This window comes from Oribacterium sp. FC2011, from assembly GCF_000701645.1.
GTDB lineage: Bacteria > Bacillota > Clostridia > Lachnospirales > Lachnospiraceae > Oribacterium.
Genome location: NZ_JNJM01000002.1, coordinates 255,509 through 281,252, shown reverse-complemented (window position 1 = coordinate 281,252; position 25,744 = coordinate 255,509). Strand labels below are relative to the sequence as shown.

Below are 25,744 nucleotides of genomic sequence, written 5' to 3'. Positions count from 1 at the left end.
TCCGTAATCTCCTTTCACAACACTTTTATGTTGTTTTCTCAGTAAAGTATAGTCTCAAAAAAGCTCTATTTCAACGAGATAAAATACATAAAAATATTATAGAAGTTATAATCGGAGATTATTTTTATGTTTTATATCCAAACTCGCGGTTATATCTGCTGCTGCGCATTACCTGACATAGTCATGGGTGCCATGGCTGTAAGTCCCGCATTTTGTCCCGTGGTGTTTGCCGTTATATCGGCTTTCTGCTGCATCATGGCTGAATAAGGGTCCATATTAAGGTTGTATATGATATATGTTATTTCCCATCCCGAAACGTTTACAGGAATGCTTAGAACTCCGTCCATGCTGCAAACCACATCCGCCGTGTCGCCATTGTTGAAGATAACTCTGTATGTAATACCATTCTTAACATCAGCGGTTACAGGAACATTTAAAGTGCCAACTTCCATGCCGTCAAATGCATGCTTAAAATCGATGGTTCCTGTCCCCTTGATATTCTCTGTGCCTAAGGTCTGAACCCCTGCTGCTGCAAAATTGCACATTGCTTCCGGTGTACTGAGTGACCTGGTATATTTCGAAAGGTCCACCGAATGTAAACCGTCGCCATGTGAAGGAGTAACTGCAGGGTCCATAACAGCTGCATTGTTATTGGCTGCTTCACCGTTTGCCGGAGATATCATAGTCCATTGATTTGTAACCGGATTAACATTTACATCCGCTTTATTGATGTCTTTATAGTCATCATGATTGTCATGTTCCGGTTCTACATTTATCACAGGTTTCGAGGCATCAGGAATAGAAAGCTTGATGTTTAACCCTGATTTAACCTCAAGTGTCCAGGTTCCGTCGCCGTTATCGAAAGCTTTCACATATTTATCGTATTCTGTCGGAATGCTGAAGTGTTCAATCTTAAAACCATCATTGGGAGTTATTTTAATAGTAGTTGAGGATTGAGTTGTTCCGGTTGTCCCAAGCCAGTTACCATCATAATCTTCGCTGGTTGCAAACTTACCGCCTTGCTGAGTGGTATTACCGCCGCCTGTGATGGAAACCGAGAAGTATTCTGTTCCGATGTTCTTTGTGACTTTTCCTCCCAGGTTGTAAACAGTACCGTTATTCTCGGCGATGGTTCCTCCGGCATAGTTTCCTACAATTCCGTCGAAAGCATTATCAACAACTTTTCCTTTATTCTCCAGTATCTTACCGGTGTTAATGTATACGGTTCCGTTATTTGTGCTTACAATGCCATAGTTTCCGCCAAATTCCTCACCGCCGATATCGCCATTATTTGTTGCGACGTTACCGAAGTTCTCGTCCACAAGTCCGATGTTTGTACCTACGTCTTTATGATTACCGCCAATGTAGCCGTCGTTCTCTGTCACCTCTCCGTAGTTGTAGATAATTCCCTGGTCGTAGTCATCTGACTGGTTCTTATCAACCGTACCATAGTTTCTGATTATTACGCCCTGATTGGTTTCAACTTTGTTGGCGTTAGCTATGACTACTGCATCAGAATAATTGTTTTTTACCAATCCATAGTTGTTGCCGATGAGACCGCTGTTATCTACTACAACGCCCTTTTTGGCATTATTTTCAACGCCTGCGTAAAACTCCCCTTCTTCAAGTCCATAGGCACTATTGGAATATACTACACCGTTGTTGGTTCCGACGTAACCTTCTTTGTTATACAGCACATCACCGTTGTTGGTTTTTATGCAACCTTCGTTGTCATATACTCCGCCTGAAATACGATTCTTCCCTACAACTTCAATCTCACTGTTGTTTTCATTTATGGTTCCGTAATTTTTCTTAACAGAACCTTCATTTGTGTCTATATATCCGGTTCCGTTGTTTTCTTCGATATAACCCGTTTCCTGGTTGGTATCTACATCGCCGTGATTTTCACGTATACCGCCATAATTGTTTTCTATATAAGGGGCTCCTTCATTCACCCTGTTATAATTATCATCCTCTTCTTCGCTTCCGTTTGTGTATACTATGCCTTTATTGTCCCCTACTTCACCGAGATTCTGGTTTATTATGCCTTCATTGTCCCCTACTTCACCGAGATTTGTGTCTATCGTCATGTCTTCATCGTTTTTATCGACACTGCCATGATTCTCCGCGATCTCATCATCTTCCGTGATTTTTACATCACCATATACTGTATCATGATCACCTGTATCCCCGATTTTTTCACCTTCCCCGATCACAACTTTGTGATCGCCAGTACGTGTCACCGCATATGATGTCACAGGGCTTGCCGATATCACCATAGTGACCGCCGTAACCAAACTTGCTGCTTTCCTGAAATTCCTTCTCATAATCAACTTCCTTTCGTAAAACTCAATCAGATTTTTCTTCACGTTCCGTTTCTTCTGATCTGCTGCATTAATATACTCAGATAAACACAATCTTCCTTGTCTATTTAATCGTCAAAAAAATCAAAAAGAAAAGCAGAAAATATACATTATTGTTATTTTTTTATCCAAGCATACTCAGGTACAGAATCAATCATTATATTGGCAAATCCACATACTTTATGATAGGATATTTGAACGAAAACGAAGAAATATACCCGAACTGCATGTTTGGGAACGCGGTCAGAATCGGAGCCTGCTTGAATGCGGACTACCGATATCCGGATCGCTTACATTAACACATTTATAAAGGAATAACATGTCAGAAAATATAAACGTTGATCAGTCAAGAATCAGAAATTTTTGTATCATTGCGCATATCGATCACGGCAAGTCAACATTGGCAGACCGTATCATCGAAATGACGGGCACTCTTACGGCGAGAGAGATGCAGTCCCAGGTGTTGGATAACATGGACATCGAGAGGGAGCGCGGTATCACCATCAAGTCTCAGACCACCCGCGTTATCTATACTGCGAAGGATGGAAAGGAATACACCCTGAATCTCATCGATACTCCGGGACACGTTGACTTTAACTACGAGGTTTCCCGTTCACTTGCAGCCTGCGACGGAGCCATCCTGATCGTGGACGCAACCCAGGGTATCCAGGCCCAGACTCTTGCCAATACTTACCTCGCACTTGATCACGACCTGGAGATACTTCCGGTCATCAATAAGATTGATCTTCCATCTGCAGACCCTGAAAGAGTTGCAAACGAAGTTGAAGATGTCATCGGCATTGAGGCTCTTGACGCTCCCAGGATTTCCGCAAAGACAGGTGAAAATGTCGAAGAGGTTCTGGAGGCCATCGTGCAGAAGCTTCCGGCTCCGGAGGGCTCCCCTGACAATCCGCTTCAGGCACTTATATTCGACTCCCTTTACGACAACTACAGAGGAGTTATCATTTTCTGCAGGATAAAGGAAGGAAGAGTTAAGGTCGGAACCAGGATCAGACTTATGGCAAGCAAGGCTGAGTTTGATGTTACGGAGGTTGGCTATTTCGCTCCGGGAAGATTTATCCCCTGTGAGGAGCTCAGCGCCGGCATGGTCGGCTACATTACCGCCTCCATCAAGGATATCCGCGAGACCCGGGTTGGTGATACAGTTACGGATGCCGCTAACCCTGCAGCGAAGCCGCTGCCCGGATACAAAAAGGTTCAGTCCATGGTTTACTGCGGAATATATCCGGCGGACACCATGCGCTACCCGGATCTCCGTGATGCTTTAGAGAAGCTTCAGCTTAATGATGCCGCCCTTCAATATGAGCCGGAAACTTCACAGGCTCTCGGCTTCGGTTTCAGATGCGGATTCCTGGGACTCCTTCACCTTGATGTAGTTCAGGAGAGACTTGAAAGAGAGTACAATCTTGATCTCGTAACCACAGCGCCTTCGGTTGTATATCATGTTTACAAAACCGACGGCACTATGATTGAGCTTTCCAACCCTGCAAACCTTCCTGATCCTTCTGAGATCGATCACATGGAGGAGCCCGTTGTAGATGCAGAGATAATGGTTACACCAGAGTTCATGGGTCCCATCATGACTCTCTGCCAGGAGAGAAGAGGTGTTTACAAGAGTACAGAATACATCGAGGCAAACCGTGCCATCCTTAAATACGATATGCCTCTTAATGAGATCATCTATGATTTCTTTGATGCCATAAAGTCAAGATCCAAGGGATATGCGTCCTTTGACTATGACCTGAAGGGATATCAGACCAGTAAGATGGTGAAGCTTGATATACTTGTAAACCGTCAGATCATTGATGCCCTCAGTTTCATAGTTCACGCGGATTCTGCTTACGAGCGCGGAAAGAAAATGTGCGAGAAGCTGAAGAACGAAATCCCGAGACAGCTCTTTGAGATTCCTATCCAGGCTGCCATCGGCGGACATATTCAGGCCAGAGAGACTGTTAAGGCCCTTCGTAAGGACGTGCTAGCCAAGTGCTACGGCGGAGACATTTCCCGTAAGAAGAAGCTTCTTGAGAAGCAGAAGGAAGGAAAGCGCAGAATGCGCCAGTTCGGTAATGTCGAGATCCCGCAGAGCGCATTTATGTCAGTGCTGAAGCTGGATTCGGAATAAGAGATAGAAGTAGCATTTCTGAGTTCGACCTCCAGGATTCAGACCTGAAATAACATAATCATGACTCAAATCAGAAAATAGCGAAATGCGGTCAAGCAAAAAGTCCGGAGGCTATGACTCAATTTGGAAAATTTCCTTATTGCAGTCAAACAATCAGCCCAGAGACTATGACCCAATTTGGAAAATCATCTCATTGCAGTCAAACAATCAGCCTGGAGGCTATGACTCAATTTGGAAAATTATCTTATTGCAGTCAAGCAATCAGCCCGGAGGCTATGACTCAATTTGGAAAATTATCTTATTGCAGTCAAACAATCAGCCCGGAGACTATGACTCAATTTGAAGAATTATCCCATTGTAGTCAGATTCTGTCTGTAGCATATATGACTCATATCGAAGAACCGCTAATCGTGGTCAAGAATGATAAACTGAGGCAATGACTTATATTGAGGAAAGACGGATTGCAGTCACGCAGACCCGAAAGCTTCAAGTTTATGAAAGCCTGTCAGAGTACATTCCGAATAATTATTATCTGATTATTGTTTGAAAAAAAATAAATGAGAGCTTAGCAAACCAGCTAAGCTCTCTCGTCTTCTTTTAATGCTTCATATTTCTGAATGCTGCATTTTCCAATCTTACAAAGAAATATAATCTTTCAAAAATTTCCAATCATCCAAAGATTTACAATCTTTCAAGATTTCCAATCATCCAAAGATTTACAATCTTTCAAGATTTCCAATCATCCAAAGATTTACAATCTTTCAAGATTTCCAATCATCCAAAGATTTGCAATCTCTCAGTTCTGCACCGTCACCATCTTCACTGCCGGTGTTGAAACTCCCGCAGCGCCGAAGGCCTTGGTAATCTCCTGCATGAGCTCATAGTACACTGTCCAGTAGTCACCGCTCTTAACCCAGGCTCTGGCTGTGAAGATTATGGATTCATTTGTACCGCCGTCAATGGAAGCAAACGGAGCATGGGCAGGTGAGTCTGTAAGGACTTTGGCATTGGACTTCATAGCCTCAAGAAGGATGTTCTGGATCTTTACGATGTCCTCGCCCTTTCCGGTGCTGAACTGAAGGTCTACTCTTCTAAGCTCCTCCGATGAGCAGTTGGTAATGCTCTTGTTCATGAGCTCGCCGTTAGGGATCATTATCTTCTTATTATCGTTTGTGAGAAGAGTTGTGTACATGATACTGATGGCTCTGACACTTCCCTCAACACCGTTTGCCTGGATGTATTCTCCGACACTGAAGGGTCTGAAAATGAGAAGCATAATTCCGCCGGCAATGTTGCTGAGGGCACCCTGAAGAGAAAGACCTATGGCCATGCCTGCAGAAGCAAGGATGGTGATAACCGATGCCATGGGCACTCCAAGAACGCTGATGATACTAAGCAGTAAAACGATATTAAGGACAATGTTTATGCCGCTTATAATGAAGGTTGCCACAGTCTTATCTGCGCTTCCGATGGCGTGAATCTTTTTCACCAGCTTCATGATATGACCTATTATGATGCGTCCGACAACAAAAATGATGAGTGCCAGCAGCAGTTTACTTCCCGCCTGCATACTGATAGTTGTGATCTCCGACATTACTTTTTCCACGTTAAACATAAGAACCTCCTTTTTTAGAAAAACATTTTTACACATAGAATTTCAATGATTAAAGCCTCACGAATATATTTCATTAGTTTCGATTTTATCAAAAAAAATAATATCAGTTAAGATATTTTGGCAGCCCCGTCCCTGATGGATTTCTGCAATAAATTATATCGGACCTTGCACCCCCGCCCATCTTCTGCTATGATGTGTTCCTATGAACTACAAAAGACCATTGCTTCTGATTGCGTTTGTGTTCGTACTTGGAGTGTGTGTAACAGCAAGAGAGGCAGGGCTTTTTCCTGAAATTACCGCGGGAGTTCTTTTCAGCGGTATTTTATTCCATGGTTTAAAAAGCAAGCGACTAAAGCGGGGTGCTGCGACACTCCTGTTTGTTATGTTCATATCGGGAGTCATCAGGTATCAATACTCATGCCGTACAATCGATAACTGTCAGAAACGTATTGCGGCTTTCGAGGATCTTAATGTCTCCATCAAGGGCACTGTTATAAGCCACACCTCCGGTTCCAAAAGCGAGAAAATCGTTCTTAAGGATGCTCTTCTTTCCAGCGCCTATGGCAGCTCCGAAACATTACCGGCAGATGCCTCGGAGAAAATGAGAAAGAGATATGATCAGCCGGTAGGGACTGTGATGGTATACCTTTCGAAGCAGGAGGACTCTGATGCAAAAATCTCTTACTCTGATAATCAAATTTCGCAAAATACCGGAGTAGTATTTTCAAGCGAAGAAGATCATCCTCCAAAGGAACATCAGACTACTCAGACTGATAATTCTCTCTATACAACGGATACGGGACCTTTTCCCGGCGAAATCGTGAAGATTTACGGTACAGTCATCCCACCGGAGGGTGTTCGAAACGAGGGACAGTTTGACTTTGAACTTTACTATAGGACTCTCGGCATAAGCAGTTCCTTGTACGGTGACTGCGCTGAAGTCATCGGCGGGGAACCTGAGCCCTTCAAGGCCGGACTTCAAAGGTTCAGAAACCTGATTTGCGGTCAACTTGATGAAGTTGCCGATGAAACAGATTCGGGAATCTATAAAGCTATTCTTGTGGGCGAAAAATCCGAAATGAATGAAGAAATCCGAGACCTTTATCAGGATATGGGCATCGCTCATATCCTTGCAGTGTCCGGTCTTCATCTATCCATAATCGGAGCGGGATTCTATGATCTTCTAAGACGCTTCGGCGCTTCCAAAAAGATTGCGGGAGTGGGTGGTGCAATGCTGATCCTGTCTTATGGAATCTTCACAGGAAGCTCAGGCTCTGCCATACGTGCTGTTATCATGCTACTAATGAAGTTCCTGGGAGCAGCCATCGGAAGAAGCTATGACATGCTGACAGCATTGGCACTTTCCTGCATCCTTTTGGTCATGGACGAGCCCTATATCATCTTCAGTTCCGGCTTCCAGCTTAGCTTTATGGCGGTTTTTGCCTTGGGTATCGGCAACCTTTTGCCTCATCCTAAAAACAGCTTTTTAAACGGTGTCTATATGTCTCTGTTTTTACAGATCATGACTCTGCCCGTTATCCTGTATCACTTTTTCAGATTCCCATTATACGGACTTTTACTTAATCTCATCGTCCTGCCGCTGATGAGTTATGTAGTTTACAGCGGGCTTCTGGCAGTGACATTATCCTTCTTTTCAGTGATGCTCGGAATAGCTTCGATTGGGTTTGGACACTATATTCTCAGGTTCTATAACAACCTGTGCATCGCGATGAAAGAGATACCTTATTCCTCACTTCTTCTGGGAAGACCGGATATCCGAAGCATCATAGTCTACTATTTTTTGCTCAGCATACTGATTCTCACGGTACTCTATATGAAAACCCTAAAGAAAAAGAACCTCATGTCACGGCAAACAAAGCACTTGTATTCCATCATGCCTAAAATAGCTGTACTTGTTATTTTGACCGGGTGTTTTCTGCTCATAAGAAAGCCACCCTCCGGTCTCGAAATCACCACCATTGATGTAGGTCAGGGAGATGGACTGGTCATAAGATATGAGGATATGGTGATAACCGTTGACGGTGGCTCCACCTCGGAAAAGAAGCTGCCTGAAGAAATGCTCATACCCTACTTTGAATCTCAGGGAATCGATGTTATCGACATTGCCTTTATCACCCATTGCGATTCCGACCACTATAGCGGCATACTGTACCTTTTGGAAGAGAGCGAGGCTATAAAGATAAAAGAACTGGTGCTTCCTCTTCCTGCGGAGAAAGATGCGAGATATGACAAGCTGAAAACTGCTGCCTCCGCAAAAAATACCGGAATACGGTATTTCGGTGCCGGAAGCAAGCTTCAAGTTGACGATTTAAATCTAAGAGGACTTTATCCTCTAAGCAACGACTACATAGAAGAAGCCAACAGTCACTCTATCGGAATGCTTTTAAACTACAGAAATTTCAGCATGCTGTTTACAGGAGACATGGACAAGGAGTGCGAATATAAAATGCTTGATTATATGGAGAAATCGGGTTCCGGAATCCTCCCTCAGATCTCCTCTTCAAATCCTTCAGGCATCTCTGATGTTACAAAAAAACCTTTCGACATTGATATTCTGAAGGCCGGACACCATGGGAGCTCCACCAGCACTTCTGAAGATCTGCTTGATTTCATGACCCCGGAGGTAGCAATCCTGAGTTACGGAAACAACAACCGCTACGGACATCCGCATAAAGAAACTTTAGAAATACTAGAGAATCATGGTATAGAGCTCTATGAAACCGGGAAGAACGGAGAAATAAGGATAATTAGCAATGGAAAAAAATATAAAGTAAGTCATCATATAAGTTAGAGATTTATTCTTACCAACAAGGTAACTATTCTTCAAAAAACACAATCTGCGGGAAAGATTGTTAAGGAATTTCATGTATGTTATACTCCTTAGCAAGAAGGATTCCCTAAAGAAAAAATCATAGGAAGTCCTTCCGGGCTCTCTCTGATTTATATAAATAGTCAGGGAGGTTTATACATTTTGAAAAATTCAGATTTACCAATAGATTCCGGTGGGTTCCCCTATTCAAGACCCGGCTTTTGGCTTGATCCAAAAGAATATCGTAAGATATGTTCTGAAATCAATCAAATCTATTATGCGCAGTACTGCAAAAAACGCATTGCGGCGCATATATCGTTTGGCATTGATGGCAGACCATATACCTATTGGTTTGAGAATCACGGATTCAATGACTACAATATTTATCAAAGGGTATATGATGGTGATTAAGGAGGAAAAAAATGGAAGAATTTGCAATTCGTTTAAACAATGTAGAAGATTCTTATTACAGTTTTATAGTTGCAGTGCTGACATATGTTAAAAAGAAGGAATCACGTCTTAAAGCCGTAGAAGGCTTCATGAATGAAAACCCAAACGCTTTAACATCAGATATACTTGAATTTATTTCTGATCAGGATGATTTCTTTGAAGATGCTGCTCCTGCAAGATCAGAAGCAAGTTGACACCATTAATAGTTCCATTTAAGCAGCCTCGGGGGCAATCCCCGAGGCTGCTTCTTTACAAAAAATAATATATTATCCTTTTATCCTGAGACTTCCGTTTGCGATAAGTCTTCCGGATCTTCTGTCAAACAGCAGGATGTTCTTTCCTGTGATTTCGATTCTCTCCTTCTGGCCGATCTGGTAGATCATGCCGCCGAAGATAACACCTGTGAGAAGGAAATCACCGATCTTAAGCTTGAGGGTAGACTCCATACCTGTAGGCATGGCACCATAAACTGTAGCCTCGATGCTGCCATCCTCTTCGATATCTATAGCTTCAGGTCTGATACCGATAACGTAATCTTCGTCTGTGATCACAGGCTCATCAAGAAGGCTGTCATCCTGCTCGGTAACCTTCTGGATATGATACTTGAAAACCTCATCCTTGTTGGTCTTTTCAACCGCACCCTTGCGGCTGAGCCTCTCTCTTTCAAGTTCTTCCTTTTCACGGTCTGCCTGATCTCTCTTACTTCTCCACTCAGTGATATCCATCTTTACTTCAGGAACAAATTCTGCCTTTATTCCGTCAAGGATATCTACCTCGAAGCTTCCGTCCTCCTTCTGGGTTCCCTTTGCATCAACAAAGTTCATGGAAGGATTACCTACGAAATCTGCAACGAAAAGATTTGCAGGCTTGTTGTAAACCTCAAGAGGTGCAGCATACTGCTGAAGAACACCATTGTTCACAAGACAGATTCTGGTAGCCAGAGTCATGGCCTCCATCTGATCATGAGTTACATATACGAAGGTACTTCCGGTCTCTACATGAAGTCTCTGGAGCTCATATCTCATTTCGAGACGGAGCTTAGCATCAAGGTTTGAAAGAGGCTCATCCATGAAAAGCACCTGAGGTCTCGGAGCAAGAGTTCTTGCAATGGCAACTCTCTGCTGCTGACCACCGGAAAGCTCTGCAGGATATCTGTCCATGAACATACCGATCTTAACGATTCTTGAACATGCTCTGACTCTGGAATCAATCTCTTCCTTTGTGAGCTTTCTCTTGGTCTCCAGAACCTTGCCGCCCTGGGTCACCTCGAATTTATCGTTAAGCTCTTTGCCTTCGCCGGCATATTTCTTCTTGATATCTTCGAGTTTTTTCTCATAATCCGCGAGCTTGCTCTGTGCTGCGGCATTAGGCTCAGCTGCCTCATGGATTTTGAGATCAAACAGCTCCTTCGCAGTAAAGATGGAAAGTGAAAATGCATCAATAAGCTTAACCAGTGCCTTCTTCTCATCCAGCTTTCCGTTTTTATCGAAGCATTCGGAAACGATCTCCTTTACCTTGTTTCCGTTCTGAAGAGATCTGATCATATCTCCTGTCTGCTTTGCCTCAATGTCTACATCCGGCATCTCTTCGTTAATGTTCTTAAGTCCGAAGGAGATATTCTCATAAACCGTCATGTTGGGCCAGAGTGCATAGTTCTGGAACAGGAAACCAACCTTACGTTTGTTTGGCGGAACATTGATTCCGGCATCAGAATCAAATACAACTGTATCTCCTATGGTGATCCTTCCCTCAGTCGGTGTTTCAAGGCCGGCTATCATTCTAAGGATAGTGGTCTTTCCGCAACCTGAAGGTCCCAGAAGTGTTATGAATGAATTGTCAGGAATGTTCAGGCTTACATTATCTACACCGAAAAACTTTCCCCATCTCTTTGTGATATTTTCCAACTTAATCTCAGGCATGATTACTTTCCTCCGATTCCACTGTCAAGACTAGCTCCTGTCAGCTTATTTACCAATGTATTGAATACCAAAATCGTCACTATCAAAATTAGGTTGATGGCACTTGAGAATGCATAAAGTCCCATCTCATCAAAGTAGTCAAGTGTTGTGGACAGGATGAAGCCCTGTGTACAGAGCAGCAGGAACAGTGACAATTCACGGAGACATGTCATAAACGGAAGCATGTATCCGCTGATGATTGATGATTTCTGGATAGGAATGATGATTTTCAACATTCTCTTTATCCATGGCGTGTTCTGAATGATGGCCGCCTCTTCCAGCTCGTTACTTATCTGAAGCATGGAGTTCAGCGAGCTTCTCGACGCGAACGGTATGTACTTAACAACACCCGCGATGATGAGCAGTGTGTAAGTATTGAACAGGTTGATGTGCTCGTTTGAGAACAGTATGAAGAATGCTGCACCAACTGCAATTGATGGCATGAGGTATGGCAGGAAGGCTACATTGTTAACGTAGTTTGCCCACTTGCTTCTTCTGTTCTTGGCAACCGCATAACCTATAAGTGTTCCGATGGTACCTGCGATAAGGGCACATACCACTGCAAGGAACAGTGTTCCGAAGAATGCATGCCAGATGGTCTTGTTGTAAAGAATTCCGGACTGACCATACATTCCGTTCTCGGTAATGTTCTCATTTGTCATCCACCACTTGGTAGTGAGATGCGCCATATTTCCTGTGTAAAGGAAACTGTAGTCACCCGGGTTCGGAAGGAATGTCTCCAACGCGAAGAGGATGATAGGCCAGATACTTGTGAAGAAAGTGATCAGAATGAAGATGATTCCCACAATGTATTTTCCGGCATTTCCAATGGAAATCTTCGTAAGCTGTCCTGACTTTCCGGTTACGGTTGTATAGTTCTTACGGCTCTTCAGACTCATCTGGTTCATACCCAGGATCAGTACGCCGAATACCATCATGATGATGGCAAGGATACTTGCTTCACCGGTGTACTTACTGTTCAGTGAGATGTACTTTGTTGAAAGTGTGGTGAGGTTGAGGTAATGAGGAACCGGATAACTTCCCATGGCGCTTCCGAAAACCAGAAGGATGGTTGACAGGATAGCCGGCTTGATCATTGGCAGTGTTACCTTGAACATGATCTTCCATTTCGGAGTATCAAGTATCGTAGCTGCTTCCTCGAGGTTAGCGTCCATGTTCTTGAAGATTCCGCCGATGAGAATGTAGGCGAAGGGCGCGTAGTGAAGTCCCAGAACCATGGCACTGGGGAAGACTCCCTGACACCACCAGTGTGGGAAATAGGTATGGAATATCGCGGCGATAAGTCCGTCTGAAGTTCCCGTTACCTTGTTGCTGTAGAACATGTGCTGCCACACAACCGCCAGTGTCCACTGAGGCATGATGTATGGGAAGATGAAGATGGAGCTCAGATACTTCTTGAACTTCATGTTTGTCCTTGTGACTAAGAATGCGAACAAACCTCCGAAAAGAATCGATATGAAGCAGGTGCATACCGACAGGATCACGGTGTTTAAAAGCGGTAACCAGAGATTTGTCTTAGCCAGTCTGGAAGTGAACAGATCGATGTAGTTCACTATGGTATATCCCGAAACTCTTCCGGTCAGATGCTGATCTATGGTACCGGGATGTATCTTGAATGTGTCCTCCACGATGGCAACTATGGGTGCCACTGTACTGAATGTAAGTACTATTCCGAATAAGAGCAATATTATATTCTGGGGCTGGGAGAACCAGGTCTTCAGCGAATTCCTGAATATCGCTCCCTTATCAGGTTGAATGCGTTTTTCCATTGCCTTTCCCTCTCATTATTTCCTTCGTAACAGTTCAGACTCCGTCCCCATGGTCCACCGTCTAAACTTTTAACTTTCCTTCGCCAGCCCATCTGAAATAATATCAGCGAGGGTCTGACACTTCATTTTCTTTTAACAGAAATCTGATTTTTTCCTTTAAAATAGGATGCCGCTTTTGGCAGCGACATCCTGATTAAATTATCGCCCGGGAGCACCGGATCCGGGTCAGCCTGAGCTGACATATTTACTGTCCGGATCCCTGCGCCTGCCCGCTAAGCGATTTACTGTCCCGGTGTATAACGATCAAGTACGTCGATCCAGCTTCCTACTGAGAATGATACCTCTGAGCAGTATGCAGGATCCTCGAGAACGAGCTCGCCCTGGCCTTCGCCTGTCCACCAGTCATAGCCACGGTCATTCTTTGCAGGGAACTCATCTCCGCCGCCTGTTGAATGATGATACTTCTCTTCAACTGCCTTTGATACTTCAGGGTTAGCTGAGTATCCGCCCATATCCTTGCCCCATGCATCGAAGCCTTCTTCTGTACATGTCATATAAGCGATAAATGCACATGCTGTCCATGGAAGCGGGCTGTTCTTTGTAAGGAAGAGATAATGGCAGTAGCCGTATCCGCCGATACCTGTGTAACCGTCCTCGTAAGCTGCAACCTTGATGTTGTTTACAGAAACTGTTGCAGACTCTTCAACTGAACGAAGCTTTGAATAAACCAGGAGACCTGACTGATCCTTAGCTGATGCATCAACAAGTGTGTTACAGATAGGACCGTCATCTGTCTGCTCGTTGTAGTTGCCTACCCAGAGCTTGATCCATGCAAGTGCGTATGCACCGTTTGCGCCGAGTCCGAGGTCAGCTGCATCTGCCTGAACAGACTGGATTGTCGGCTCGAAATAAGCCTTCTTGGTATCATCAAGCTGGTCATAAGCTGCCTTAAGCCAATCAGCATACTTGTCTTCTGTGAGCATCATAAGGAAGTTCTTTCCAACGATCTCAGAGTCAACACCCATGAATAACGGATGTGATCCCTCGTATACGAAATCCCAGCAGTTCTTGAACTCTGCAGATCCTGTGCAGTTGTACATGAATACCTTGTTAAGTGTCTGGAGCGGGAGGAATCCTGTGTACTCATCAGGAGTTGTTCCGTTTGCCTTTGCCCAGTCAAGTGGAACGAAGGTCTTAAGGATATCTGTGTCTACCATCTTGGACTGGATCTGGTTTCCGTCCTGGATAAGTGTCATTGCGAATGTTCCTTCACTCTTCAGTGAATCGGAAGTGAGCTGCTCAAAGATCTTGTTGTTCTTTGGCTGCTGCCACTCGAACTCCATGTTGTAAGATGGATCGATGGTCTTTAAGTACTCGATAAATACAGGAAGTGCTGACTTACCACGGCTGGAGTTTCCTACGCCGTAGAAGGTCTTTCCGTTTGACTCTTCGATAGCCTTCTTTGCAAGCTCTTCAAGAGACATTGTCTGAGCCTCTGCGATGATAGCATCAATACCTGTAAGGTTCTCTGTCTTCTTCTCTTCTGCGCCGCCTGCTGCAGGAGCCTGAATCTCTGCTGCTGCCTTTGTCTCAGCTGAAGCTGCTGCAGTTGTTGCCTGTGTTGTTGATCCGCCGCCACAGCCTGCCAGTGTTGTGGCCAGAATGGATACTGTCAGAATTGTTGATAAAATCTTTCTCACTTTTTGTCCTCCTTAAAATACGTTCCGTGCAAAGTTCTTATGCTCTTTGCACATTTGTAACTCTATGTTCAATATTATAGTTGTGCGATTCTCACATCAAAATATGACTACTCTGATAAATCTTGTAAAAAAATGACATCATTTTCACGATGAAAATGATGTCATTCGTAAATCCATTATTACATTTTGCACAAGCATTGCCTCCGGAACAATCAGGCAAACCTCACAATCCAACATGGCACTCTATCCGGTTCGGTTATCAAGAAAAAATCAGTCCATTCCGTGCATCTGATATTCCGAAGGAGTCTTCCCAACCAGCTTCTTAAAGGTATTGGAAAAATAGGCGATGTCCTGATACCCCACAAGATCCGCCACCTCATACACCTTGATCTTCACATCCTTAAGAAGCTCCATGGCCTTTTTGATGCGGTACTTTGTGAGATAGTTGTTTATACTGCACTCGGTCTCCGCTTTGAACAGCCTGCTGATATGCCCGTCACTTACACTGATGCTTTCGGCAAGGGCTGCCAATGTAAACTCCGGATCCTTATAGTGCTTTTCAATATACTCTATTGCCTCAAGAACATATTTGTTGCCTACCTCCGACTTATCTTTAAGCCCGAGTATATCAGGTTCCTTTTCCTGTTCTTTCATAGTCTCGAAATGCACCAGCTTCTGTATGGTGCTCTCCAGTTCTCCGTCCTCAAAGGGTTTGAGAAGATAATCAGAAGCCCCTACCCGAAGTGCCTTTCTTGCATATTCAAAGTCACTGTAGGCAGTGAGATATATAAGCTTTATTTCCGGATAAAGCTCCATCAGCTTTTCCCCCAGCTCCAGCCCGTCCATCTCCGGCATCCTGATGTCAGAAATCACAAGATCCGGTCTTACTTCTCCGGCTTTTTCCAGTGCTTCGGTTCCGTTTGCAGCCTCCGCCACCACCTCACAACCTATTAGTTCCCAGTCGGTTTCCTGAATGATACCACGTCTCACAAAACGTTCATCATCTACTATCATTACTTTAATCATATATCGCTCTTTCTATCTTTTCGATATCATAATTTATCAGATGAAGTGTCTTTTAAATATTACCTTCTCATCTATCAGCTCTGGTTTTTAGCCAAAATATCTTACATATAGATATCGATCCAATCGCCCCATATCTGTCACTCATTTATTTCTCCAAATTCCAACGGCACCCTCACCGTGATCAGCGTTCCGCCTTCCTCTCTCCTTGATGCCTTAACTCCGTACGCCTTACCATAATACATACGAATGATGGTATTAACATTGTTAAGACCCAGATGTCCCTTGAGAGTCTCCTCATCGTCAATCTCCAGAGCTTTAATGTATTCGTCGGAAATGCCTTTGCCGTTATCCTCGATATCAATCTGAAGATTCTCTTCTGCAAATGCCCTGACCTTTATCCTTCCGTCCTTCTGTCCTTCCATACCGTGTATTATTGAATTCTCAACAAGGGGCTGAAGTATGAGTTTAGGGACAACAGCATTAAGCAGCTCCTCACTGACCTCAGTCTCCAGAGTGAAACAGTCATCAAATCTTATCCTCTGGATGTCGCAGTATCTTCTTATCATTTCAAGCTCTTTTTCCAGAGGCGAGAACTGCTTCCCGGAAATACTGTACCTGAGAATCCCCGCAAGAGATGCGGCTAATGTAGCCACCTCAGACACCTGATTTGCCTTTGCGGCCCACTTTATGGTATCCAGAGTATTGTACAGGAAGTGCGGATTGAGCTGCGCCTGCATCATGGCGATTCTGGTTTCGGTCACCTTTCTTTCCGCTCTGACCTGCTCTTCCATGGTCTCCTTGAGCTGAGTTGTCATCTTGTTGAAACCAACCGCAAGCTGCTGGAACTCATCCTCCCGGTCAAGTTCTATCTTCGTATCGAAGTCGCCTTTTCTGAACCTTTTCATGGCCCGGTAAAGCTCATTTATAGGCCTTGAGAAAAATTCACTGAATTTTGATGCTGCGATAAAGCACACGATCATACCAAACAGTACCAGCAAAAGAAGTACCCGGTATCCCGCATTAACAGCACTCTCTTCCAGCACCGGAGGTGTGATATACAGACAGAGAAGCTCCGTTCCGGAAAGCTCGTTAAGGTAGACATTGTCCCTGATCTCGGAATTGTAGGCCCGCGAAGAAAGAAGATTTTCTCTGACCTTCGAGAGAACCATTCCGTCCTCAGCCGTGCCGATAAGACAGAAGGGTCTCAGATATTTATTTGCAAGTATGAAACCGTCACGGGCATTAATGCCATCCTTGATCTGTTCCTTTACCTGATCCTGTGAAAGCCTTATCATTATAAAGCAGGGCTCGGGGTCATCAAGTACCTTTTTCACCATAAGGAGCGACGATCCCGCATCAACTGCCGATGAGTTCAATGCATACGCCACCACATCTTTTCCCGCCTCAGCTTCTTTGAGCATCCAATAGTAATCTGAAGACATAAGACTGCCATTACTCGTTCCGGTGCTGTAACGGCATTTGCTTCCTCTGTATAGCTCAATCACCGCAAAATTTCTGATATCTTCAGTTCCGCGATACAGTTCCGAATACACATCTATGGTATTGCCGTTTCCTGTCCGAAGTGCCTCTTTTATCACCCGACTCCGGCTCAGATTCTCCATAGCGGTCTTTGAAAGCTCCAGCATCCCGCTTATCCTGTCAGAAACAAATCTCTGCTGTTCCAGATCTCTGTTTTCATAGTCGATTCTGACTCTGGTCTGGAAGGTCTGTATGGTAAGTATCCCTCCGGGTATCACGATAAGAAGCAGCACCAAAAGAAAGACCGCAAAAATCTGCCGTTTAAAAGACTGTTTTATAAATCCAAGTCCCATGTAGGTCTGCTCCTTTCCATCTTACATGACAGGGGTTCTGTTGTTTTCGGGTGTTTTTCGTACTGTTTGTAAAATTCATTCTGCCATTTAATCTTATACACCGACACAGGTCTTATGGATGCTCCCTGCCTGATGCCCTGACAGCTCTCCATGCGTCCATGGCCCTATTCTCATCAGCTGCCGATTTTTTTATATCAAAATCCAAAAGCTTCACTTCCTCATAATCCTTAGACAACTCCACATCCTTTCTCACAGATCTTCTGTGGAAATGTTCTGCAGCATACTTCTGAGTATCATAGGCTATGATGAAATCAAGAAATTTCCCGGCATTATAACTATGAGGTGCATCCTTTACTATGGCACAGGCATCAGGAAGGGCCGTAGTTCCCTCCTCCGGATATGTCATGGTGATTTCATAACCATTTGCCATATATTTTTTTGCAGTTTCTTCCAATGTTATCCCCACCATGCATCTGCCTGATTCCACATAGGGAATAACGAGACCGGAAGAATCAAGAACATTGCCGTCAAGCTGTTCATATAATTCCTGGATTATTTTTTCCGGTGTCTCATTAAAAAGCTGCGACATAAGAGAGACTATAGTATAGCTGGTTCCCGAAATCTCCATATCCGCAAATGCTATCTGCCCCTTAAAACGTTCATCAAAAAGATCCCTCCAGCTCCCGGGAGCATCCTTCTTTTCCACAAGCTTGGGATTGTAAATAAATACGATAGGAAGCTCGGTAAAGGGAGTCCATAAATCTTCAGAAGAAAGATACTGGCTGTCAAGAATATCACTTTCCGCCACTTTGAAAGGTGCAAATAACTCCTTTTTTGCCTCGTAATACTCTGCGCCTCCCCCGAACATGATGTCACAGTCACTGCCCTCTCCGGACTCGATCAAGTCGAACATCTCCGAAGTTCCACCGGCAACTATATTCACCCATATGCCGGTAGTATTTTCAAATTCCGTGATCACCGGAAGATAAACCTCCTCCTTGTGAGAAGTGTAAACCGTAAGCTGTTTTTCCTCCGGCACACTGTACTTCTCTGAAAGCGACTCTATATCATGTTCCCGCTGATTCCCTCCGCAGCCGGACAGGAAAATGGAAGCCGTTATAATTACAACTGTCAGAGTCTTTTTTAAAAATATATTATACAGACTTTTCATCCCATTGCCTCTTTACCGAAAATAACCTCTGCTACCATTATGTCACACTGTAAAATGTATAACAAGCAAGCCTGTCGGATACTCAGCTTGATAGATGCTCAGCTGCCTGATATCGAACTCAAGAAAAAAGATGCCCCCTGAAAAGAGGACATCTTTAAAATCTCAGTTCAAAAGACCTTTTATAAAATCAGCTCTCGCATCAACGGCTGCTCTCTGGATGCTGCTGTCCTTTGCCATGTCAAAGGCATGTACTGTGCCGCGGGTTTCGTTCAGTGTTACAACATTACCCTGCTCCTTAAGGCGCTTTGCGAATTCAACACCCTCATCATGCAGAGCGTCAAATTCTGCGGTTTCCACATACATGGGGCAAAGACCCGAAAGTGATTCGACTTCTGCAGGAGAATAGTGGTATTTCAGACCTTCCTCTCTGTCAGAATGAACTATCTTTCTGATAGCACTGATTGAATCACCGTTTATGACTGGAACGTCTGAGAAACTATTCATAGAGTCCGTTTTAAATCTCATATCAAGAGACGGATAAAGGAGAAGTGTTCCCTTAGGCATCTTAAGTCCTTTGTCTCTTGCCAGAAGGGTAATGGCTGCCGCCATGGTTCCTCCTGCCGAATCTCCGATCACAAAGATTTTTCCGGGATCTATGGCATATTTTTCCGGATTGTTCTGGAGTTCAGTGTAAACCTCAAATGTTTCCTTTATCTGAACAGGCGGCTGACGATAAGGTGCGAGATCATACATTGGAAGCATAACTTTGCAGCCGGTCTTTTTTGCGAGATTCTCTGCAAGCTTATAATGGTAAGGAAGCGCAGGAAAAAGGTTGGCACCGCCATGAAGGAACAGGATGACCGGCGCATCCTTTTTGTCCTTAACTGCAAATGGTACATATACAAGAGTCTCAATCTGCCCCTTTGTTGAAGTGGGAACAGGGATTTCAAATCGGTCAAGACGCATACCCAATGGTGCTGTCACTTTCTTAGGAAGGCCCTTGTACATAAGCTCCACAAGTTTAACCTGGAACCTGGTCTTCACAACAGGAACCTTTGAAAGCGCTGCGAACTCAGGACTTATTCCATAGCTCTTCTTTTCGCCGGCTTTACTGTCAAAATCAAGAATAACCGAGAAAAGGATACAGCCCTTAAGAATAAGCACTCTTACTTCTTTGGTCAATGCTGACAGAATGGAAGCTGATAATGCCACCCAGTCCTCTTCGTCTCCATCGATATACTTGTTGAAGGAAGCCATGTTGTAACTGTCGAGAGTCCACAGATACGCTTCCTCTACATCTTCACAATCCATTTCAAGGAGTGTTTCCTTATCCGCACGGCGAACACCTATTTCTTCCGCTGCTTTTTCATTCATTTCTACGGTTTCGAAACTTGTGCCCAAAAGAACCTTTAATTTTTGAGAAACTCCGGATAAACTTTCAAAGGAAATATCCTGGAGGGTTCCGGGGGTAAGCTCCATGGTAAGGGCACACAGATGTCCATCTCCATCTATGTTGAAGCACCTGTCATTTACATTTCCGGATAATCTTGTTATCTCCATCATTTCTTCCATAACAAGATTTATATGCATTTCATCACGGCTTCCAAGCCCCTGCTTCTTTGTGTACTTTTCAGTGAAATCTTTTATTTCTTCAAATGTCTCGGTTTCATTTCCATCTTTGATGATGATCATAGTTTCTGCCTCCAATTTTGGAACAATAATTCTTTACAATATGTTCTATTTTATCAGAGAAAAAACATTATTGAAACACCCTACATAAAAGCCGGTGGATATAAAAAAACCCGCGGTGGGTTAACCGCGGGTCTTCGTGAGTAACGTTACTTACAAAGTAATTTTTCAAGAACGACTTGAAAACAGAAATCCTGATCAAAGATTCCTGTGCGCCTTTCGCGCAAATTAGTTCATAGAATCTACAGCCTTGTAAAGCTTAGCAACTTTTCTTGAAGCGTTGTTTGACTTGTAGATGCCCTTGCTGTGAGCCATAGCAATCTTCTTCTGAGCCATCTTAAGAGCGTCCTGAGCCTTAGCCTTATCACCGGCCTCAACTGCTGCGTATACTCTCTTGATGTATGTCTTAACTTCTGAACGGATAGCCTTGTTACGCTCATATCTTGTAGCTGCAACAAGAATTCTCTTCTTTGCTGACTTAATATTTGCCATTTGGAAATATCTCCTTTCACCTGATATCGATATCTTACATATGCGTTTTTCAAGTACCGGACACGGACAGTTTGAAAACACGCTCAACTATCATATATAAAAGCCCCATTTGTGTCAAGTGCTAAAAAAATGAATTTTCGAGATTCCCACCGTGTTTCCCACCGGGAAAATCCATGAATAAAGGGCCAGGCATGATGCCTGACCCTGAATAACTATTGGAAACCCCCACCTGAATATGGAGATTCATATAACGGAACGAAATTACTCTTCGATTCCTGCCATTTCCTTAATGGACTTCATAGCGAATGTAAGTGTACGTCCGCAAGCGATACCTGCCATGAGACATGGATAGTTGTTTGCGAAGAATGAACCTGACATATCGCCGCCGATGTAAAGACCCGGAATCGGCTTGTTCTCAGCATCAAGAGCCTGTGTCTTGTCATTGATAGAGATACCCTGCTCTGTTGTAAGGAGTGATGCACCGAGCCAGCAGCCATAGAATGGAGCTGTTCTAAGCTCAGAGAGACGAACCTTCATCTTACCGAAGTCCTCATCCTCCTGCTTGTCATAGAGCTCATTGTAACGCTCAACTGTTGCAAGGAAGTTAGTCTTATCCTCATCCTTGAAACCAAGCTTGTCAGCAAGCTCTTCGATGGTGTCAGCCTTGAAGATCAGGCCTTCGCCCTCTTCACCGTACTGCTCAAGCTGCTTGTCTACATAGCCAGGGATGTTTCTTGACTGTGCTGAACATCCGATAGTATGGAATCTCTTGATGTCCTCCATGTAGTTTGCATCCATGATCTGAGCATATACATGACCCGGCTGATGAGCTGCTGCATAAACGATATCATTGTATGGGCTGGACTCATTAGCGAAACGCTGACCATGACGGTTAACCTTAAGGAATGGCTGTGTACCGGGATTGTACTGTCTTACAGTTCCAGGGAATGCCTTTCCGCCGAAGGAAGACTCGCTTGTAACATATCCTGCATTAACTTCAGGAGCTACGAGACCACGGTCAAAGAGCATAGGAGCTGACTCAGCATCAAGATGAGCACCTGCCCAAACAGCTGCACGGATTCCATAACCCTTATCAGCAGGGCTGAAAGAGCATGCTGTTGTAACAGAAGTTCCAAGCGGATCAAGCTGCTCCATCATGAATGGGTTGCCGGGATATCCGCCGCATGCAAGGAGAACACCGTCCTTGGCATTGTAACGGATAAGGTCGCCTGAATCTACGTTCTGAGCGATAACGCCTGTTACTCTTCCTGTATCATCCTTCTCAAGCTTTACAAGAGCTGTCTTGAAATCTACATCATAGCCTGCCTTCTGGATAACCTCGAGGAATACTTCATTTCTCTGCATTCCGTACTCAGACTCTGAAGCTCTGTAGTTGTGCTCCTGCTCAGGGAATACGAAAGTTGTATTCTCATCGCTGTCCGGCCAACGAGCTTCCTCACCGGATGTGAAATCGCACTTCCAGTTGTATGGCTCATTCTCAAGGATGCCTGCTACGAAATCATGCATTGCAGCTGACTCGTCAAGCCATAACTTAACTACTCTCTGGTCGCACTTTCCTGATGCATAACGGCTGATCTCTGAAAGGAGTTTCTTCTTATCAACATGTGAACCTGCTGCGATAGCTGCGGAACTGTTGATAGCGCCGTACCAGTGACGTGTATCCTGAACTACTGCATTCTGCTCGATAACGCGGAAGTTAAGTCCCTTAGAAGCTGCATAAGCTGCTGCCATCATACCTGCATTACCTGCACCTACGATAAGGATATCTGTATCGATAGTATCCTTTATGTCAGCATCATCAACTACAGGTTCCTCACCAAGCCAGTCCTCATCAGAACCTGTCGGGATAAGCTCTCCTGTTGCTGCAACTGCCTCACCCTTTGCCTGTGCGATACAGTTAGCCGCTGCCTTCTTAACAGCGTCAGATGTGATGGTTGCACCTGATACAGCATCAAACTCTGCTGACTGTGCATCCATAAGAGCCTTCTCAAGATCAGGAACAGCTGCGCCACCGATTGAAGCTGTCTCGCCGTCTGCATTGATCTTTACTTCTGTGATGGATGACTCATCAAAAGTCATTGTAACTGTAACCTTTGAGCTGATTCCATCTGCACCTGCTGTGTAAGTACCGGGTGTGTAAAGAGCACCACCTGCAGGAGCGGCTGCGGCTGTTGTAGCGGCCTCAGTTGCAGCAGCTGTTGTAGCGGCAGCTGTAGTTGCTTCCGGTGTTCCCGCACCACTTGTGCAGGCTGTAAGGGAACCGAGACCTGCGATCACTGCAGTGGCGCCCATTCCCTTGATGAAATCTCGCCTAGTTAATTTTTCTGACATAATAGATCCTCCTAGATTTAAATAATAGCTTTTGACTATTTTTATACAGCTAATACATAAATATACGAATTCGGCGGGTTTTGGGGCCCTGCTCACCGACATTTCTGAGCATTAGCATGTATTACATAAAGTTATGCCTTGTATATTATAACGAATAATCAGGTGGAATCATACCATTTTGTTACAGTTTAATCAATTTTTAATAGTGTTTCATTTTGTTACGGTTGCTTTATATTTGTTATTTCCCGGCCGATAAAGAATGTAGCGGTTTATTTCAAAACGTATTTTTATTCGTTCAGGAAATAGCCGGCCATATCAGAAATTTTTTTGAGTAAGCACTTGTTGCTTGCACAAAGTATTTGGGGGATGAAATGCTTAAAAGATGTATTGGATTATTCACAGCGGTTTTTTTGATAATGTCTTCCTTTACAGCTTATGCCGTCGAGTGGCATCAGGACGCCCTGGGCTGGAAGCTTTGGGATAAGAGCAAGAAGCCCCTGACCAGTGAATGGTACTACGACAGCGGTTATCAGTATTATTTAAAAGAGGATGGCTACCGGGCAACAGGCTGGACCCTTATCGATAACAGCTGGTACTATTTTGATCAGAAAGGACATCTGGCTACCGATAAATGGATTGATGACAAGTACGTGGATTACAGCGGGAAAATGCTGACCGACACCCGGACCCCGGACGGCTACTATGTGGGGGCGGACGGAAAATGGGTTGAGAACTATCAGGGCGGTTCCGGAACAGCCGGCGCCGGTACCACGGCAGCTGCGAGCACCGGCAGCGCTTCCGCATCGGCAAACACCACTGCCTCGGGTTTCGACGCGGCAGCCATGTACAGCTATGCCGGCAGCTCCTACATCCCGAAACAGCCCATTGAAATCCAGTACATGAAAGCACATATGACTAAGGACGGAGGCATTTCCCCCAACATCTACTTTATTAACTCCTCCGGTAAAATCATTAACGCAATAGTCTTTACAGTAACTCCTTATGACGCAAGGCATAATGTTGCCACCTGTGAAATAACCGGCAATTCCACCGTCGAGCAGTCGGTAACAGGTCCATTCTATCCCGACGACCCCTACTCTCTCGGACAATATATCCTGGGTGAGGATGGTAATGTTCACAAAACCTCATTAGTCACTGTCAGCGATAATGCAAGGACCTTCAACAATTTTGTGCTGTTGGATCATCTCTGGCTGAGTAAGACGGTTTCAACCTATGCCATAGTCGGCATCAAGCTTCAATATGCAGACGGAACCTGGGAAACCGTTGAGCCAAATTCCGTGATTAAGCAGTCTTAGAAGGAAATCCAAACAAAACGTTTTCCATGTAAGTGTAATAAATCCTAATCAGAACGATTTTTAGATTTAAAAAAAGGATTTTCGAATACGTGGTTTTTAAGCCACTTTCGAAAATCCTTTTTTATTCTTTATTTCAATTCAGCGGGTCTTTCGATAACCCCTCCGCCGAGTCCGTTCTGCCCGATGTGGCAGCTGATAAGCAGTGACAGAGGAGCTACAACGATCTCCGGATTCAGTCTGTCCGGGAACTCTGTCTTCAGCTCTTCTGCAAATGCTTCCGCCTGCTCGGGGTTGTCTGTGTAGGCAACGCAAACGTAGCAGTTGTTCATATCCTTATCATTGAGACGGCCCTCAAGTTCAGCCTTAAGGCCCTTAATGATGGCTTCTCTGACCATTTTGGTGGTTCTCACCTTGGTGAAGGAATCAAGCTTTCCGCCGTTTGTGATACCCAGAACCGGCTTGATGTGAAGGAGGGTTCCGATGGCAGCCGCCATGGGAGTGATACGTCCGCCCTTCTTGAGATACTTAAGGGTATCAACACCGATATAGATCTGATTGCTTGTAGATTCACGGTTGATAATGTCACAAATCTGCTGTCCGTCATAACCCTTTGAGGCAAGCTCTGTCGCAAATATGCAGTACTGTCTCTGGGTTATGGAAACACCCTTATCATCCGGAACAAATACTTTTCCTTCATACTTATCTTCATGACTAAGCATTATGGCTGTCTGAGTTGAGCCTGAAAGTCCGGAGGTAAGAGGAATGTGAACCACCTGATCACAGGTTTCCAGAAGCTCGTCCCAAACCTTCATTACGTCTTCCATGCTTGGCTGTGAAGTTGATATGTCACAGTCATTCTTGAGCTTTTCGAAGAACTCTTCTCTGGTAATGTTTATATCTTCAAAGTATTCCTGTCCATCTATACGGAAGGGCATGGGAACAACACGAACTCCGAGCTGCTTGCTTTCTTCCTGTGTGATGCCGCTCCCGGAATCTGTAGAAACTCCAATTCTCATT

General features: G+C 44.4%; 17 protein-coding genes. 5 read left to right on the top strand and 12 right to left on the bottom strand.

Translation table 11 applies throughout. The features are described from left to right. Positions 1-149: 149 nt before the first annotated feature. Positions 150-2,327 (bottom strand): autotransporter outer membrane beta-barrel domain-containing protein, encoded by a 2,178-nt coding sequence (locus T357_RS0102640; protein WP_031548345.1) that lies wholly within the window; start codon positions 2,325-2,327, stop codon positions 150-152. Positions 2,328-2,682: 355 nt separating this feature from the next. Here T357_RS0102640 and lepA point away from each other — a divergent pair, with 355 nt between their 5' ends. Next, a complete protein-coding gene (gene lepA / locus T357_RS0102635; RefSeq protein WP_031548343.1) occupies positions 2,683-4,506 on the top strand; it encodes a translation elongation factor 4 in 1,824 nt (607 codons plus the stop codon). Positions 4,507-5,302: 796 nt separating this feature from the next. Here the strand turns inward: lepA and T357_RS0102625 are convergent. Next, positions 5,303-6,121 (bottom strand): mechanosensitive ion channel family protein, encoded by an 819-nt coding sequence (locus T357_RS0102625; RefSeq protein WP_044915910.1) that lies wholly within the window; start codon positions 6,119-6,121, stop codon positions 5,303-5,305. A 202-nt stretch (positions 6,122-6,323) separates the two neighbouring features. Here T357_RS0102625 and T357_RS0102620 point away from each other — a divergent pair, with 202 nt between their 5' ends. The 3 genes from T357_RS0102620 (at position 6,324) to T357_RS0102610 (ending at position 9,595) form a co-directional block, all read left to right on the top strand. After that, positions 6,324-8,933, top strand: a complete 2,610-nt coding sequence (locus T357_RS0102620) for a DNA internalization-related competence protein ComEC/Rec2 (RefSeq protein WP_049962225.1) — start codon at positions 6,324-6,326, stop codon at positions 8,931-8,933. Between the two features lie 180 nt (positions 8,934-9,113). Next, entirely contained in the window at positions 9,114-9,362 is a 249-nt protein-coding gene (locus T357_RS0102615; protein ID WP_031548334.1) for a hypothetical protein, read from the top strand. Positions 9,363-9,373: 11 nt separating this feature from the next. Then, the gene (locus tag T357_RS0102610; RefSeq protein ID WP_031548332.1) at positions 9,374-9,595 is read left to right on the top strand and encodes a hypothetical protein; all 222 of its coding nucleotides are present in this window, start codon (positions 9,374-9,376) and stop codon (positions 9,593-9,595) included. Positions 9,596-9,667: 72 nt separating this feature from the next. On the opposite strand, the gene T357_RS0102605 is transcribed toward T357_RS0102610, so the two are convergent. The 9 genes from T357_RS0102605 to T357_RS0102560 all read right to left on the bottom strand — a co-directional run bounded on the left by T357_RS0102605 (position 9,668) and on the right by T357_RS0102560 (position 23,411). Continuing rightward, complete coding sequence (locus T357_RS0102605) at positions 9,668-11,320, bottom strand: ABC transporter ATP-binding protein (protein WP_031548330.1); 1,653 nt, start codon at positions 11,318-11,320, stop codon at positions 9,668-9,670. 2 nt (positions 11,321-11,322) lie between these two features. Continuing rightward, positions 11,323-13,149, bottom strand: a complete 1,827-nt coding sequence (locus T357_RS0102600; protein ID WP_031548326.1) for an ABC transporter permease — start codon at positions 13,147-13,149, stop codon at positions 11,323-11,325. Positions 13,150-13,430: 281 nt separating this feature from the next. After that, positions 13,431-14,849, bottom strand: coding sequence for a hypothetical protein (locus T357_RS0102590; protein WP_031548324.1), 1,419 nt, complete (start codon positions 14,847-14,849; stop codon positions 13,431-13,433). Between the two features lie 270 nt (positions 14,850-15,119). Then, the gene (locus tag T357_RS0102585) at positions 15,120-15,875 is read right to left on the bottom strand and encodes a response regulator transcription factor (protein WP_031548322.1); all 756 of its coding nucleotides are present in this window, start codon (positions 15,873-15,875) and stop codon (positions 15,120-15,122) included. A gap of 137 nt (positions 15,876-16,012) precedes the next feature. Next, positions 16,013-17,707 (bottom strand): sensor histidine kinase, encoded by a 1,695-nt coding sequence (locus T357_RS0102580; protein ID WP_031548320.1) that lies wholly within the window; start codon positions 17,705-17,707, stop codon positions 16,013-16,015. A gap of 112 nt (positions 17,708-17,819) precedes the next feature. Next, the gene (locus tag T357_RS0102575; RefSeq protein ID WP_044915908.1) at positions 17,820-18,878 is read right to left on the bottom strand and encodes an extracellular solute-binding protein; all 1,059 of its coding nucleotides are present in this window, start codon (positions 18,876-18,878) and stop codon (positions 17,820-17,822) included. Between the two features lie 162 nt (positions 18,879-19,040). Next, the gene (locus tag T357_RS0102570) at positions 19,041-20,570 is read right to left on the bottom strand and encodes an alpha/beta hydrolase (RefSeq protein WP_031548315.1); all 1,530 of its coding nucleotides are present in this window, start codon (positions 20,568-20,570) and stop codon (positions 19,041-19,043) included. A gap of 225 nt (positions 20,571-20,795) precedes the next feature. After that, positions 20,796-21,059 (bottom strand): 30S ribosomal protein S20, encoded by a 264-nt coding sequence (gene rpsT / locus T357_RS0102565; RefSeq protein ID WP_029201317.1) that lies wholly within the window; start codon positions 21,057-21,059, stop codon positions 20,796-20,798. A gap of 261 nt (positions 21,060-21,320) precedes the next feature. Beyond that, positions 21,321-23,411 (bottom strand): FAD-binding protein, encoded by a 2,091-nt coding sequence (locus T357_RS0102560; protein ID WP_031548313.1) that lies wholly within the window; start codon positions 23,409-23,411, stop codon positions 21,321-21,323. A gap of 371 nt (positions 23,412-23,782) precedes the next feature. Here T357_RS0102560 and T357_RS19885 point away from each other — a divergent pair, with 371 nt between their 5' ends. Then, positions 23,783-24,727: a hypothetical protein gene (locus T357_RS19885; protein WP_031548311.1), complete on the top strand. Its 945-nt coding sequence runs from the start codon at positions 23,783-23,785 to the stop codon at positions 24,725-24,727. 128 nt (positions 24,728-24,855) lie between these two features. Here the strand turns inward: T357_RS19885 and T357_RS0102550 are convergent, their stop codons facing one another. Continuing rightward, a complete protein-coding gene (locus T357_RS0102550) occupies positions 24,856-25,743 on the bottom strand; it encodes a DegV family protein (RefSeq protein WP_031548309.1) in 888 nt (295 codons plus the stop codon). Position 25,744: the final 1 nt, after the last annotated feature.

Excerpts from the sequence above, each read along its gene's own strand:
- T357_RS0102550 (WP_031548309.1), bottom strand. The coding sequence starts at position 25,743 with ATGAGAATTGGAGTTTCTACAGATTCCGGGAGCGGCATCACACAGGAA.
- T357_RS0102600 (WP_031548326.1), bottom strand. The coding sequence starts at position 13,149 with ATGGAAAAACGCATTCAACCTGATAAGGGAGCGATATTCAGGAATTCG.
- T357_RS0102625 (WP_044915910.1), bottom strand. The coding sequence starts at position 6,121 with ATGTTTAACGTGGAAAAAGTAATGTCGGAGATCACAACTATCAGTATG.
- T357_RS0102575 (WP_044915908.1), bottom strand. The coding sequence starts at position 18,878 with ATGAAAAGTCTGTATAATATATTTTTAAAAAAGACTCTGACAGTTGTA.
- T357_RS0102580 (WP_031548320.1), bottom strand. The coding sequence starts at position 17,707 with ATGGGACTTGGATTTATAAAACAGTCTTTTAAACGGCAGATTTTTGCG.
- T357_RS0102605 (WP_031548330.1), bottom strand. The coding sequence starts at position 11,320 with ATGCCTGAGATTAAGTTGGAAAATATCACAAAGAGATGGGGAAAGTTT.
- T357_RS0102640 (WP_031548345.1), bottom strand. The coding sequence starts at position 2,327 with ATGAGAAGGAATTTCAGGAAAGCAGCAAGTTTGGTTACGGCGGTCACT.
- T357_RS0102560 (WP_031548313.1), bottom strand. The coding sequence starts at position 23,411 with ATGTCAGAAAAATTAACTAGGCGAGATTTCATCAAGGGAATGGGCGCC.
- T357_RS0102620 (WP_049962225.1), top strand. The coding sequence starts at position 6,324 with ATGAACTACAAAAGACCATTGCTTCTGATTGCGTTTGTGTTCGTACTT.
- rpsT (WP_029201317.1), bottom strand. The coding sequence starts at position 21,059 with ATGGCAAATATTAAGTCAGCAAAGAAGAGAATTCTTGTTGCAGCTACA.
- T357_RS19885 (WP_031548311.1), top strand. The coding sequence starts at position 23,783 with ATGCTTAAAAGATGTATTGGATTATTCACAGCGGTTTTTTTGATAATG.
- T357_RS0102610 (WP_031548332.1), top strand. The coding sequence starts at position 9,374 with ATGGAAGAATTTGCAATTCGTTTAAACAATGTAGAAGATTCTTATTAC.
- T357_RS0102585 (WP_031548322.1), bottom strand. The coding sequence starts at position 15,875 with ATGATTAAAGTAATGATAGTAGATGATGAACGTTTTGTGAGACGTGGT.
- T357_RS0102570 (WP_031548315.1), bottom strand. The coding sequence starts at position 20,570 with ATGATCATCATCAAAGATGGAAATGAAACCGAGACATTTGAAGAAATA.
- lepA (WP_031548343.1), top strand. The coding sequence starts at position 2,683 with ATGTCAGAAAATATAAACGTTGATCAGTCAAGAATCAGAAATTTTTGT.